Genomic DNA, 13,148 nt, shown 5'->3' with positions numbered 1-13,148 from the left:
CTCAGAAGTAGCCTTCCCGCTTACGGTCTTCCATGGCGGCCTCGGACAGTCGGTCGTCGGCCCTGGTGGCGCCGCGCTCGGTGAGGGTGCTGACCGAGATCTCCTCGATCACCTCCGTCACGGTCGTCGCGGTGCTCTGCACCGCGCCGGTACACGAGCCGTCGCCGACTGTGCGGTAGCGAACACTCAGTGTTTCCAAGGTCTCCCCGTCACGCGGTCCGCCCCATGGCCCCGGGGTGAGCCACATGCCGTCGCGCTGGAAGACGTCGCGCTGGTGGGCGTAGTAGATGCTCGGCAGGGCGACGTTCTCGGCCTCGATGTAGCGCCATACGTCCAGCTCGGTCCAGTTGGAAATGGGGAAGACCCGGGTGTGCTCCCCGGGCGCGTGCCGACCGTTGTAGATGCGCCACAGCTCCGGGCGCTGCTTGCGCGGGTCCCAGCCACCGAAGGAGTCGCGCACGGAGAAGATCCGTTCCTTGGCACGTGCACGGTCCTCGTCCCGGCGGGCACCGCCGAGGAGTGCGTCGAACTTCTCGCCGGCGATCGTGTCCAGCAGTGGCACCGTCTGCAGCGGGTTGCGGGTGCCGTCCGGACGCTCGGTGAGCCGGCCGTCGGCCAGCCATTCCTCGACCGCCGCGACGACGAGTCGATGGCCACCATCGGCGATGATTCGGTCACGGAACTCGATCACCTCGGGCAGGTTGTGACCGGTGTCCACGTGCAGCAAGGTGATCGGCAACGGCGCCGGGCTGATCGCCTTGCGGGCGAGGTGCAGCAGCACCGCCGAGTCCTTGCCACCACTGAACAGCAGTGCCGGACGGTCGAATTCGGCGATCACCTCACGGATGATCTCGATGGACTCGGCCTCCAGTTCGCGCAGCGACACGTCCGTCGCGGACAAGGCAGTAGTCGTCATGCTGACTCCTTCAATGGGCTGAGCAGAGTGCCGACGACGGTCACCGCGTCGGCGAGGTCCACGTGCTCGGTGTCGATGGTCAGGTCCGGCTGCGACGGCGGCTCGTAGGGATCGTCGACACCGGTCATGCCGGTCAACTCCCCGGCCGCAGCCTTGGCGTAGAGGCCTTTGACGTCCCGCCGCTGGCACTCGTCCAGCGGGGTGGCGACATAGACCTCGTGGTATGGCGTGCCTTGCTGCTCATGATGTGCGCGCACCGCATCGCGAGCATCTGCGTAGGGCGCGATGACCGGCACCAGTGCCACCACTCCGTGGCGGGCGAGCAGTTCGGCGACGAAGCCGACCCGGGTCACGTGGGTGTTGCGGTCCTCCCGCGAGAAGCCAAGTCCCGCAGACAGGTTCGTGCGCAACTCGTCACCGTCCAGGATCTGCACCCGGTGACCACGGTCGGCGAGTTCGGCTGCGAGTGCCTCGGCGATGGTGCTCTTGCCGGCACCGGACAGGCCGGTCAACCACACGGTGGCACCGCTCATCGTCTCTCCGTTCCCGCTCACAGGTGGATCCCGCACTCGACCTTGTCGGTGCCGGACCAGCGCCCGGACCTGGCGTCGGCCCCGGCTGCCACCCGGCGGGTGCAGGGACCACAGCCGATCGACGGATAGCCCTGTGCCAACAAGGGATTGCTGATCAGATCGTGGTGTGCGATGTATGCCGCGACGTCGTCGTCGCTCCACGCCGCGAGCGGCGCCAGCTTGATCTTGTCCCTGCGCTCGTCATACGAGACGACGGGAGTGTCACGGCGGGACTCGGACTCCACACGACGCAATCCAGTTGCCCATGCGTCATATTCGTCGAGCACTTCGTCCAGGGGCTGCGTCTTGCGCAGCGCGCAGCACAGGTCGGGGTCGCGCTCGTGGAGTGCGACGCCGTAGTCCGCGTCCTGCTCGGGAACGGTCTGCCGCGGCGTGATCGACCGCAGGTGCACCCGGTATGACGCCGCGACGCGGTCACGGGTCTGCAACGTCTCGGCGAAGTGATAACCGGTGTCGAGGAAGAGCACGTCGACCCCGGGCAGGACGACGCTCGCCAGGTGCACGAGCACGGTGTCCTGCATGGACCCGGCGACCGCAAGCCGCAGGCCGGAGTCGACAGCCCACTGCAGCACTTCCTGTGCCGTCGAGTCGGCAAGCGTCGCAACGCCTTCGTCCGCGAGCTCACGCAGCCGCGTTTCACTCAGCGTCATCGAAGGACTTCCTCGTCGGCGCGGATCGCCCAGTCCGAGAAGGTCTCGTGGTCGGTGCGTCCGGCCAGGTAGTTGCGCGCGACCCGCTCGATGTAGTCACCGAGCTCCGCCGACGTGACCTTGTGACCGCGCAGTTTCCGCCCGAAGTCCGCCTGCTGACCGAGCCGGCCGCCGAGGTGCACCTGGAAGCCCTCGACCCGGTTGCCGTCCGCGTCGGTGACGATCTGCCCCTTGAGCCCGATGTCGGCGACCTGGACACGGGCGCAGGAGTTCGCACAACCGTTGAGGTGCACCGAGATCGGATTCTCCGGGTCGATGTCGGCCAACCGCTTCTCGAGATCCGGCAGCAGCGCGTGTGCACGCTCCTTGGTGTCGACGATCGCCAGCTTGCAGTATTCGACACCGGTGCAGGCCATCAGGTTGCGCCGCCAGGGGGTCGGATTCGCGTTGAGCCCAAGGGGTTTCAGGGTCTCGATCAGACCGTCGACGGCCTCGTCCGGCACATCGGCGACGATCAGCTTCTGGTACGGCGTCAGACGCACCCGCTGCGATCCGGCGGCTTCCGCGGCATCGGCCACGGCGGCCAGACTCGTGCCGCTGAGCCGACCCGCGACCGCGGTGAACCCGACGTACTTTCCGCCACCCCGCTGGTCGTGGACGCCGACGTGGTCCATCTTCGTCGTCGGCAGCGTAGCGGCCGGGCCGTCCGGCAGTGGCGCCTTGAGGTATTCGTTCTCGAGCACCTCGCGGTACTTGGCGACGCCCCAGTCCGCAACGAGGAACTTCATCCGTGCCCGATTCCGCGAGCGTCGGTATCCGTAGTCGCGGAACAACCGCACGACGGCGACCCAGACGTCCGGCAGCTGCTCGAGGGTCACGAAGACACCGAGACGCTCGGCGAGGAACGGGTTGGTGGACAGGCCGCCGCCGACCAGCAGGTCGAATCCCGGCCCGAGCTCGGGGTGCTGCACGCCGACGAACGAGACGTCGTTGATCTCGGGTGCCGCATCGGGCAACCAGGCGATCGACGTCTTGAACTTGCGCGGCAGGTTGGACAGGTCCGGGTCACCGACATACTGCCGGTTGATCTCGGCGACCGCGGGCGAGACATCCAGCACCTCGTCGACGCTGAGTCCCGCGACGGGCGAACCCATGACGACGCGGGTGCAGTCGCCGCACGCCTCGGTCGTCTCCAGCCCGACCGCCTCGAGGCGCCGCCAGATCTCGGGGACGTTCTCGATCTCGATCCAGTGGAACTGCACGTTCTGACGGTCAGTGAGGTCGGCCGTGTCCCGACCGAAGTCCTGCGAGATCCCGGCGATGACCCGCAACTGCTCCGTGCTCAGCACGCCGCCGTCGATCCGCACCCGCATCATGAAGTAGGGCGCTTCCAGCTCCTCGGGGGACAACGTCGCGGTCTGACCTCCGGGGATGCCCTCCCGGCGCTGGGTATAGAGACCCCACCAGCGCATCCGACCGCGCAGGTCGTCAGCCGGGATCGACGCGAAGCCCTCCTTGAAGTAGGTCTCCTCGATGCGTGCTCGCACACTGAGACCATCGTCGTCGCGCTTGAATTGCTCGTTATGGTTCAGCGGTTCGTGCTCTCCGAGCGCCCACTGGCCATTGGTCTTGGTCACCACGACACATAACGTTCCATTTGGCGATGCAAAACGTCAAATGATGCCCACGGATTGGCGCAACCACGCGCCGAGGTGCGTCCACCTGTTGAAACGCGTGCGTGCGAGGATGACGAACATGCCGAACGCCGAAGACCGCGCCACCTTGCGCCGACGCGCGGTCATCACCGCCGCGCTGGCCGGGTCGGTCGCCACGTTGTCCGGCTGCGGCATACGGCTCGAAGGTGATGCGCCTCACATTCCCGGCATCAAGAAGCAGGAGCCACCGGTCGACCAGAAGCCACTCGAGCGGCTGTTCTTCATGTTACGCAAGACGGCGACCGCGACCACTGACGCGCCGGAGTCCGACCCGTGGGCTGCCGAACTCAGGGCGATGCACCTCGCCCAGGCGAAGCGACTCACCGAGGTCATGTCGACCCAGGGCATGAAGGTGCCGAACTACCACTACAGCTCGACCGGTGCGCATGGCGATCTCGTCGACTACAGGAGCGCCGAGCGGATCAACGCCCGGCAGATCGGCTCTCTCGCCGGCCTCACCGCCCGCAACCTCCCGATGGCCGCAGCTGTCGCCGTCACCCAGAACGCCGCAGCCCACGTGCTCGGTGGGTATGTCGAACCCTCCGGCGGCACGACACCGGAGGCGGAGCAGGTGAGGGCGATCCTGCCGTCGTTGCGTTCGGCGATCTATGCGTTCGAGGTGATCATCGCCAAGACAGCCATGAACGAGCGCAAGACCGCCGAGGCCACCCTGACTCCGCTGCGTGCGACACGCGCGACCTGGGAAGCATCGCTCGGCAAGGACGTGCCGCCCTCCCCCGACGGCTTCACACTGCCGGTGCAGCCGACGACCGACGCACGGCGCCGCGCTCTCGCACAGCGCGTGCTGACCGACCTCATCTCGGCCTGCGCGGACCAGGTCGCCGCGACCCGCGGCGACCGCGGTGCGTTCATCGGGCTGACCACGCTCTGGGCGGACGCCACCGCGCAGTCGTGGCGGTGGGGCGCTAAACCCGCGCCCTTCCCAGGCCTCAAGTGACCGACCTGCACGACTTCGCACCGAGCATCCCGGACGCGTTCCGGGAGGTGGTGCAGGGTCGCCCCGCCGAGCCGAAGGTCGGCGGGGACGACTGGCTGGCGCACCTGCCGGCGCAGGTAGCCGAGCTCGCCGACGAATGGGACCTCGTGGCCGACGGCCCGGTCTGGCACGGGGTCTGCGCCGTCGTCATACCGTGCCATCGCGACCGGGAGCCGGTGGTTCTGAAGGTCAGCTGGCCACACGAGGAAGCCCGGCTGGAACACCTGGCATTGCAGAGCTGGGCCGGTCAGGGTGCCGTCCGGCTGCTCGCGGCCGACCCGGCCCGGTGGGCGATGTTGCTCGAACCGCTGGTCCACGACCGCAACCTCGACGCACCCGAACTGCTCGAGGCGTGCGAGGTCATCGGTGGCCTGATGCGGCGCCTCGACCGGCCAGCAACGCCGCAGTTCACCCGGCTCAGCGATGAGATCGATCGCTGGATCCCGTTGTGCCGCAACGGTTCCCCACTTGTCCCCCGCCGCTTGACCGAGCAGGCGGCGAGCCTGCTGGCCGATCTACGGGACGGCTGCGACGGCCGGTTGATCCATCAGGACCTGCACTTCCAGAACGTACTGGCTGCGCGGCGTGAACCCTGGCTGGCGATCGACCCCAAGCCGCTGTCCGGCGAGTGGGCGTTCGCCGTCGCGCCGGTGCTGTGGAACCGCTGGGACGAGGCCAGCGCGGCATACAACCTGCGGGCGCACCTGCGGCTCCGACTCGGACTCGTCAGCGAGGCCGCCGGCATCGACGAGGACCGCGCCAGGTCCTGGAGCTTCGTCCGGCTGGTCACGAACGCGATCTGGGAGGCCGAGGAGCCGCACCCCGGCAATGCGGAGTTGTCGCGCTGGATCGCCGCCGCGAAGACGATGACGGAGTGATGACCGCTTGACGAACGATGGCCCGCACCGCCGAGCGGTGCGGGCCATCGTGCCGATCCGGAACGACTACTTGGTCGCCTTCTCCAGGATCTTCTTGAAGGAGTCCTTGGTGCCGAGCAGCTGCGAGTATTCGGCCTTGTGCTTGCTGGACGAGTATTCGTCACCGTTGATGAAAAGCGTGGGGGTGCCCGTCACGCCGTTCTTGCCGGCTTTGTCCATCGTCGACTTGACGTATTTGTTGTAGGAGCCCTTGTCGACGCAGGAGTTGAACTTCGTCAGCTTGGCACCGGCGATGCCGGCCTGCTTGCCGTACTTCTTGATGTCCGCCTTGGTGAACGAGTCACCCTGCGCCTCCTGCTGCTCCGGACGCTGTCCCGCGAAGGCCTTCGTGTGGTACTCGGCGGCCTTGCCGGCGTCGGCCGCGCAGTAGAGACCGTTGGCGGCGATCGTGGAAGCCGGCTGGTTGCGGAAGTTGTCCTCGAGGAACGTCATCAGGTGCCAGACGACCTTGACCTGACCGTCCTTGGCCATCTTCAGGATCTGTTCGCCGTTGGACTTCTCCAGGTCGTTGCAGATCGGGCACTGGAAGTCCTCGTAGAGGTCGACGGTCGGCGCACCGGACTTCAGCTTCACGTCCGGGTAGGCGCGCAGCCCATCAGCGTTGTCGGTCCCGCCCTTGGGGACCGAGCCGGCGAAGGAACTGCTCTTGTTCGCCTGCGTGACGAACACCGCAACGATCACCACCACCACGATCACTGCGGCGATGATGCCGCCGATCAGCCCCTTGGAGGGGCCGTCCTTCGGCTTGGAGGCAGCGAGTTTCTGCGATGCATCAGGGCGTGGCATGGAGTCACCTTAACTTGTTATTTGAAACTGCAATCACGTAGCTGGCCGCGGGCGGCGGGTTCACTTCTCGGTCACCGCAACGATCACCGAGTCGAAGGAGTTCGGCTCGTTGAGCAGTTTGCCGTATTCCTTCGAGTTCTTGGTCGGCGAGAGTTCTTCGCCGTCGATGAAGACGCTCGGAGTGGAGTTCACGTCGTCCCGCGACGCGCGGTCCGCGGTGGCGGACACGTAGCCGTCATACGTGCCCTTGTCGACGCAACGGTCGAACGTCGTCAGCGCGGCACCCTTGATGCCGGCCTGCTTCCCGAACTTCTTGATGTCGGCGACGGAGAAGCCGTCGCCTTCCTTCTTCGGCTGCCCCGCGAACGCCGCCCGGTGGTATGTCGCCGCCTTTCCGGCGTCCGCCGCGCAGTAGAGGCCGTTGGCGGCGATCGTGGAGGACGGTGCGTTCTTGAGGTTGTCCTCGAGAAATGTCACCGGATGCCAGACGAGCCGGATCTTGCCGGCCTCGGCCTGCGCGAGCATCGCCTCGCCGTTCTGCGTCTCGAGTTGCTTGCAGAACGGGCACTGGAAGTCCTCATAGACGTCCACGGTCGGCACACCAGTGCGCACCGTCAGCGACGAATAGGGGTTGAGCCCGTTGGCGCCTTTGGTGCCGCCGGTCGGCACCGGCCCGGCATACGGCTCGTGCGAGGCAGGACGATTGAGCAGCACGGCGATCACGATGGCCGCCAGCAGCGCGACGGCGAGGGCGCCACCGAAGACGAGCTTCGAGGGACCGGTCGTGGAGATCTTGGCCGCGGGCGCGCGGGAGTCAGGTCGTGGCATCGGCGCGCGCCGTCAGCCCCAGAGAGCGCGGTCGACGCTCAGCTTGGTGCGTGGCCAGATCACCAGCCAGGCCGCGCAGAGCAGGAGCCCGACGTCACGCAGGATGTCCCACTTGTATGCCGCTGTGGTCGGCAGCTTGCCATTGCTGCCGAAGCAGCCGCACTGGATGACGATGCCGCGCGCCCACACCGAGCTGATCCCGATGATGAACGCGATCATCAGCAACCCGCCGAGGACCGCCGTCATACGAGTCATCAGGCCCGCGATCAACAGCAGGCCCAGGATGATCTCGAGGAACGGCATGAAGGTGCCCCAGATGTTCGCGAGGTCGTAGGGCAGGATGCGGAACGCCCGGGTGTCCAGCTTGGTCGACTCCAGGTCACGTGCCTTGAGCACGCCTGCGACGAGATAGGTGAGGCCGAGGATCAACCGAGCGGCCACTCCGACCCACTCCATCGCCGGGTGCTGGTGCCACTTGGCCCGTGTGTTCACGCTGGACGACACCGACTCGGTCTGCTCTGCCACGCGGGACAGACTAATCGACGGGCCTGTCGAGAGTGACACGCCAGCTCGGTGTCAGCTGTGAGTCAGCTGTCCATCCATCGGCGGACGACGGCCACGACGTCGAGCAGCTCGTGCGCGACGGCATCGGGTTCTGCGTCGGTCGGCACGACCTGCGCATCCGGCAACACCGAGTGCGGAATCCAGATCGCGCGCATCCCGACCTGCTGCGGGCCGTGCACGTCCTCGAAGAGCCGGTCGCCGACATAGACGCACTTGGCCGGATCGACCCGGACGGCGTCGGCCGCGGCACGGAACGCCTCGTGATGCGGCTTCACCCACGGGATCTCGCTGGAGTAGACGTCGCCGTCGATCAGGTCGAGCACGCCGTCCCGCTCGAAGATGCCGCGGTGGTAGTCACGGTCCCAGATCGTGTTGGACAGCACGCCGACACGAATCCCGCTGTCGCGCAGGGCTTTCCACACCTGAGGAACCTGCGGATCGGTCTGCGTGTGCGGCTCCCAGAACTCCCGGTACGCCGTGAGCGCCGCCAGGTGCTCGGCGCCGTGGACGTCCGCCCCGGCCGCGACCAGGATCTCCTCGATGCGGGCGCTGCTGTGCTCCGCGCGAGCGCGGGCCCACGCGGTCATGGTCGCGTCGAGCAAGCGTTCGGCGAGGGCCGGATCGCCGTAGGCGGCGGCATACGACATGGCCTCGGCCTCGAAATCGATGTCGTGCCAAGGCGTCAGCGTGCCGCCCCAGTCGAAGATGACGGCCTCGACGGCGCTCACAGGGTTGCCTCCGACTCCTCACCGATCTCTCGTGTCACCTCGGCGACGACGTCGTCGACGGCGATCTCGCGGCGGTCACCGGAGCGACGGTCCTTGATCTCGACCTTGCCGTCGGCCAGGCCCCTGCCGATCACCACGATGGTCGGCACGCCGATCAGCTCGGAGTCCTTGAACTTCACGCCCGGCGACACCTTGCGACGGTCGTCGAAGAGCACCTCGACGCCGGCAGCCTCGAGCTCACGGACGATCTCCTCGGCCTTGACGAAGACGGACTCGTCCTTGCCGGTCGCCACGACGTGCACGTCCGCCGGTGCCACGTTGCGCGGCCAGATGAGCCCGATGTCGTCCAGGTTGTCCTCGGCGATCGCGCCGACCGCGCGAGTCACGCCCACGCCGTACGAGCCCATCGTGACGGTTACCAGCTTGCCGTTCTCGTCGAGCACCTTCAGGCCGAGCGCCTCGGCATACTTCGTCCCGAGCTGGAAGATGTGACCCATCTCGATGCCGCGGGCCAGCTTCAGCGTGCCGTGGCCCGTCGGTGAGGCGTCGCCCTCGCGGATCTCGGCGGCCTGGATCGTGCCGTCCGCGGTGAAGTCGCGACCGTGCACGAGATCAATGACGTGCTTGCCGTGCTCGTCCGCGCCGGTCACCCAGGCCGAGCCGACCGCGACGGACGGGTCGAGGAGGTAGCGAATCTTGCTTGCCTTCTCCTCCCCGAGCACGCCGGGTCCGATGTAACCCTTGGCGAGCATCGGGTATGACGCAAAGTCCTTCTCCTCGAAGGCTTCCACCTCGGCCGGTGCGACCTTGACCTCGAGGCGTTTCGCATCGACCTCACGGTCACCCGGCAGGCCGATCGCGAGCGGTTCGCGAGTGCCGTCGGGGTGCACCAGCATCACGATGACGTTCTTGAGCGTGTCGGCGGCAGTCCACTCCCGACCGTCGGCTCGCGGGTGGTCCTTGTTGAGCGCGGCGACCAACGTCTCGATGGTGGGCGTGTCGGGCGTCGGCTCGACGTGTGCGGGGCCGGCGGTCACTTCGACCTCGGGGGCCTGCGCGATCTCGACGGCCTCGACGTTGGCGGCATACCCGCTCTCGTCACGCACGAAGGTGTCCTCGCCGTGCGGGCTGACCGCGAGGAACTCCTCCGACGCCGAGCCGCCCATGGCGCCCGAATCGGCTTTGACGATCACGTACTCGAAGCCGAACCGGTTGAAGATGCGGATGTAGGCCTCGCGGTGCGCGTCATACGACTTCTGCAGGCCGGCACGGTCGACATCGAAGGAATAGGAGTCCTTCATGATGAATTCGCGGCCGCGCAGGATGCCGGCGCGTGGGCGGGCCTCGTCGCGGTATTTGTTCTGGATCTGGAAGAGGGCGAGCGGCAGGTCCTTGTAGGAGGAATAGAGGTCCTTGACGGTCAGGCAGAACATCTCCTCGTGCGTCGGGCCCAGCAGCATGTCCGCGTCCTTGCGGTCCTTGAGGCGGAAGAGGTTGTCGCCGTACTCCGTCCAGCGGCCCGTCGCGTCGTAGGGCTCGCGCGGCAGCAAGGCCGGGAACTTCACCTCCTGGCTGCCGATGCGGTTCATCTCCTCGCGGACGATGGCTTCGACCTTGCCGAGCACCTGCATACCGAGCGGCAGCCAGGTGTAGATGCCCGGCGCGACCCGCCGGATGTAGCCGGCGCGGACCAGCAGCTTGTGGCCCGGCAGCTCCGCGTCGGCCGGGTCCTCGCGCAGGGTTCGCAGGAACAGGGTCGACATACGCAGTGCCACGGGGGCTCCTTCAGGGTGGTTCTCTCAGATTCGGTGCAGACACCGCAGGATATCCGGCGGTGACCTGGCCCGCCGAACCCATTACTCGCCGGTTCGCTCAGCGAAGCTGACAACAGCCTGAGAATTCGACCACCGGCTGGCAAACAGCAGCCAAACTGGCCTGAACATCCTTCAACGACAACGTTTTTCAAGTTGGGCGCCTCGTAAGCTCATCCCGTGACGACGCGAACGCTACTGTGACGAGAGTGCCGCCAAGAATGTGGCCGCTTGCCGCGATGGCCATCGCCCTGATGTCGCTGCCCGGGTGCAGGGCCGACGGCTCCACCGGACCGGCCGCCTCCTCCTCCGCTGCCGTGCCTGAGGCTCAGGCATCGCGCAGTCACTGCGGCGCGGGCTGGTCGCGCGCCGCCGCCGGCCTCGTCCAGGTGCGGGTCCGCAACACCGATGTCAACGCCGAAGAGGTCTTTCTGGCCGACGGATCCGGCCGGCTGTATGGCGAGATCGACCCGCTCGCCCCGGGGGCAACGGCGGTCTTGCGCACCACGCTGTCCGCAGGTGACTACCACCTGGTCTGCTCAGTGAACGACGGCACGCCGGTCCACGGCCCGAAGGTCTCGGTCACCGGAGCGGCAAAGGGTGTGCGTGGTGTTCAACCGGTCACGTCGGCGGATCTCGCACCGAAGGTGATCGCCTACCAGAAATGGGTCGAACACCGACTGACGACGCTGCAAGGTGAGGCGAAGTCGCTCTCGACGGCTCTGCGCTCCGGTCATCGCGACACTGCGCAGGCGGCGTGGAAGCAGGCGAACCGCACGTGGAACACCATGGGCGGGGCGTATGGCGCCTTCGGTGATCTCGGCGACGCGATCGCCGGAAATGCGTTCCCGTTCGCCCAGGGCGTCCACGACCCGCACTGGACAGGCCTGTTGCGGATCGAATACGGGTTGTGGCACGGAGAGTCCCCGGCCTCGCTGGCCCGACTCGGCGGAGTGCTCGAGACGGACCTGACCGCGTTGGGCAAGCAGCTGAAGACGACGCAGTTCCAGCCGCTCGATGTCGTGCGGCGTACCCACGAGATAACCGAGGACACCCTGCAACAGACACTCACCGGGCACGAGGACTACGGCGCACACTCCGAGCTGGCCGACGCAACCGCGCAACTGGACGGCACGGCCGAGCTGCTGAAGGTGCTGCGTCCGCTGCTCGCCCCTCGCTATCCGGAGTTGTCCAAGGTCAACAGTTGGATCACCAAGTCACGCAACGACATTCGGGCCCAAAAGTCCTGGACGGTGACGCCGCGCGGTGGCACCGCAGCTGCCGGGCATCGCCGGGTGGACGCGGACATCGCCCAACTCGCCGAGCTGCTCACCCCGATCCCGACGATCCTCGAACCGAGAGTCTTCCGATGACACAACCCAACCGCCGCACGCTGTTGCGGGCCGGAGTCGTCACCGGTGGTGCGGGCGCAATCGCGGTAGCCGCCACCGCTGGGCGAGCCCTGGCCGACACCTCGGCACCACACGCAGCCGGGCGGCGCAGGCTCGCGGCGTTCCACGGCAGACATCAAAGTGGGGTGCTCGGAGACCCCTTGCCCGCGGCGACCATCGTCGCGTTCGATCTCGCGACCAGCACCAGGCCGGATCTCGAGGAGTTGCTGCGCACACTCACGACCACGTTACGGGCGCTGACCACTGGCGGCGTCGCGGCCGACCCTGGCATCACCACCACCGCAGGTACCGGCCTCCTCGGGCCTGATGGGCCGACCCACGCGCTGGAGTCCGTTGTCGCGTTGGGGCATCGCGTCTTCACCGACACGTTCGGGCTCGCGGGCGCCAAACCACGTCGTCTGCGGGCGATGGACACCTTCCCGAATGACCAACTCGACCCGGCCTGGTGCGGCGGCGATGTGCTGATCACGTTGCAGGCGCACGACCGCGACGTCGTGACGAACGCCCTGCGTGAAGTATGCCGCGCGACCCGTGGATCGATGCAGATCCGTTGGAAACAGGATGGATTCACCTCCGCCCCGCGGCCGACCGGTCACCCGCGCAACCTGCTGGGTTTCAAGGACGGCATCGCCGGTCCTGACCCGCGCGACGACAAACAGATGGGCTCACTCGTGTGGGCCGACGGCGGCGAACCGGCCTGGGCCGCCGGCGGCAGCTACTACGTCATGCGCAGGATCAGGATGCTGGTCGAGTTCTGGGACCGCGTCTCCACCTCCGAGCAGGAGCGGATGTTCGGCCGCCGCAAGGACACCGGCGCCCCGCTGACCGGCGGTGGCGAAGGGTCGACCCCGGACTACGGGAACGACCCGAACGGCAGCGCCATACCGCTCGACAGCCACATCCGAATGGCGAATCCGCGTACCCCGGCAACCGCCGCATCACAGTTCCTCCGGCGGTCGTACTCGTATGACGCAGGCGTCGACTCCGTCGGAAACCTCGACATGGGCCTGATGTTCGGAGCGTTCAACGCCGACCTCGATCGCCAGTTCGTCGCCGTGCAGAAACGGCTCGCCGACGAACCGCTCGTCGACTACATCACCCCGGTGGGCGGCGGCTACTTCTTCGCGTTGCCCGGCGTGCGCAACACGAAGGACTTCTACGGGAGCACGTTGCTCGCGTAGACAACCCCCCGCAAGTCCGAACCCAGGAA

General features: G+C 67.2%; 13 protein-coding genes. 4 read left to right on the top strand and 9 right to left on the bottom strand.

The features are described 5' to 3' along the window. Position 1 precedes the first annotated feature (1 nt). Genes cysD through IEX71_RS16870 form a run of 4 tightly spaced genes read right to left on the bottom strand, consistent with a single transcriptional unit; the run spans position 2 to position 3,796 of the window. Complete coding sequence (gene cysD, locus IEX71_RS16885) at positions 2–916, bottom strand: sulfate adenylyltransferase subunit CysD (RefSeq protein WP_188838200.1); 915 nt, start codon at positions 914–916, stop codon at positions 2–4. After that, positions 913–1,449: an adenylyl-sulfate kinase gene (cysC, locus tag IEX71_RS16880; protein WP_188838199.1), complete on the bottom strand. Its 537-nt coding sequence runs from the start codon at positions 1,447–1,449 to the stop codon at positions 913–915. Before cysC ends, cysD begins: the two co-directional genes overlap by 4 nt. 17 nt (positions 1,450–1,466) lie before the next feature. Beyond that, a complete protein-coding gene (locus IEX71_RS16875) occupies positions 1,467–2,159 on the bottom strand; it encodes a phosphoadenylyl-sulfate reductase (RefSeq protein ID WP_188838198.1) in 693 nt (230 codons plus the stop codon). Next, the gene (locus IEX71_RS16870) at positions 2,156–3,796 is read right to left on the bottom strand and encodes a nitrite/sulfite reductase (RefSeq protein WP_229749822.1); all 1,641 of its coding nucleotides are present in this window, start codon (positions 3,794–3,796) and stop codon (positions 2,156–2,158) included. Before IEX71_RS16870 ends, IEX71_RS16875 begins: the two co-directional genes overlap by 4 nt. 118 nt (positions 3,797–3,914) lie before the next feature. Here IEX71_RS16870 and IEX71_RS16865 point away from each other — a divergent pair, with 118 nt between their 5' ends. Together IEX71_RS16865 and IEX71_RS16860 are read left to right on the top strand one after the other, a co-directional pair. Next, positions 3,915–4,832, top strand: a complete 918-nt coding sequence (locus IEX71_RS16865; protein WP_188838196.1) for a DUF4439 domain-containing protein — start codon at positions 3,915–3,917, stop codon at positions 4,830–4,832. Beyond that, positions 4,829–5,749 carry an aminoglycoside phosphotransferase family protein gene (locus IEX71_RS16860; RefSeq protein WP_188838195.1) on the top strand — a complete coding sequence of 307 codons (921 nt, stop codon included), beginning with the start codon at positions 4,829–4,831 and terminating at the stop codon, positions 5,747–5,749. Before IEX71_RS16865 ends, IEX71_RS16860 begins: the two co-directional genes overlap by 4 nt. 66 nt (positions 5,750–5,815) lie before the next feature. On the opposite strand, the gene IEX71_RS16855 is transcribed toward IEX71_RS16860, so the two are convergent. The 5 genes from IEX71_RS16855 to IEX71_RS16835 all read right to left on the bottom strand — a co-directional run bounded on the left by IEX71_RS16855 (position 5,816) and on the right by IEX71_RS16835 (position 10,490). After that, positions 5,816–6,595, bottom strand: coding sequence for a DsbA family protein (locus IEX71_RS16855; protein ID WP_188838194.1), 780 nt, complete (start codon positions 6,593–6,595; stop codon positions 5,816–5,818). A 60-nt stretch (positions 6,596–6,655) separates the two neighbouring features. After that, positions 6,656–7,423 (bottom strand): DsbA family protein, encoded by a 768-nt coding sequence (locus tag IEX71_RS16850; protein WP_188838193.1) that lies wholly within the window; start codon positions 7,421–7,423, stop codon positions 6,656–6,658. 12 nt (positions 7,424–7,435) lie between these two features. Then, on the bottom strand, positions 7,436–7,948 hold the full coding sequence (locus IEX71_RS16845; RefSeq protein ID WP_229749821.1) for a MauE/DoxX family redox-associated membrane protein: 513 nt from the start codon (positions 7,946–7,948) through the stop codon (positions 7,436–7,438). 62 nt (positions 7,949–8,010) lie between these two features. Further along, positions 8,011–8,715, bottom strand: coding sequence for an HAD family hydrolase (locus IEX71_RS16840; protein WP_188838192.1), 705 nt, complete (start codon positions 8,713–8,715; stop codon positions 8,011–8,013). Continuing rightward, entirely contained in the window at positions 8,712–10,490 is a 1,779-nt protein-coding gene (locus IEX71_RS16835; RefSeq protein ID WP_229749820.1) for a proline--tRNA ligase, read from the bottom strand. The genes IEX71_RS16840 and IEX71_RS16835 overlap by 4 nt, the downstream gene beginning before the upstream one ends. A 245-nt stretch (positions 10,491–10,735) precedes the next feature. Between IEX71_RS16835 and IEX71_RS16830 the strand changes: the two genes are divergently transcribed. Continuing rightward, on the top strand, positions 10,736–11,899 hold the full coding sequence (locus tag IEX71_RS16830; RefSeq protein ID WP_188838191.1) for an EfeM/EfeO family lipoprotein: 1,164 nt from the start codon (positions 10,736–10,738) through the stop codon (positions 11,897–11,899). Beyond that, positions 11,896–13,119: a Dyp-type peroxidase gene (locus tag IEX71_RS16825; RefSeq protein ID WP_188838190.1), complete on the top strand. Its 1,224-nt coding sequence runs from the start codon at positions 11,896–11,898 to the stop codon at positions 13,117–13,119. The genes IEX71_RS16830 and IEX71_RS16825 overlap by 4 nt, the downstream gene beginning before the upstream one ends. The last annotated feature ends 29 nt before the right edge of the window (positions 13,120–13,148 follow it).

Source organism: Flexivirga endophytica (genome assembly GCF_014640635.1).
Taxonomy (GTDB): domain Bacteria; phylum Actinomycetota; class Actinomycetes; order Actinomycetales; family Dermatophilaceae; genus Flexivirga; species Flexivirga endophytica.
This window is presented reverse-complemented; position numbering and strand designations above follow the sequence as displayed.

Bases quoted from the DNA above. Each gene is read 5' to 3' on its own strand.
- cysD (WP_188838200.1), bottom strand. From the start codon at position 916: ATGACGACTACTGCCTTGTCCGCGACGGACGTGTCGCTGCGCGAACTG.
- cysC (WP_188838199.1), bottom strand. From the start codon at position 1,449: ATGAGCGGTGCCACCGTGTGGTTGACCGGCCTGTCCGGTGCCGGCAAG.
- IEX71_RS16875 (WP_188838198.1), bottom strand. From the start codon at position 2,159: ATGACGCTGAGTGAAACGCGGCTGCGTGAGCTCGCGGACGAAGGCGTT.
- IEX71_RS16865 (WP_188838196.1), top strand. From the start codon at position 3,915: ATGCCGAACGCCGAAGACCGCGCCACCTTGCGCCGACGCGCGGTCATC.
- IEX71_RS16855 (WP_188838194.1), bottom strand. From the start codon at position 6,595: ATGCCACGCCCTGATGCATCGCAGAAACTCGCTGCCTCCAAGCCGAAG.
- IEX71_RS16850 (WP_188838193.1), bottom strand. From the start codon at position 7,423: ATGCCACGACCTGACTCCCGCGCGCCCGCGGCCAAGATCTCCACGACC.
- IEX71_RS16825 (WP_188838190.1), top strand. From the start codon at position 11,896: ATGACACAACCCAACCGCCGCACGCTGTTGCGGGCCGGAGTCGTCACC.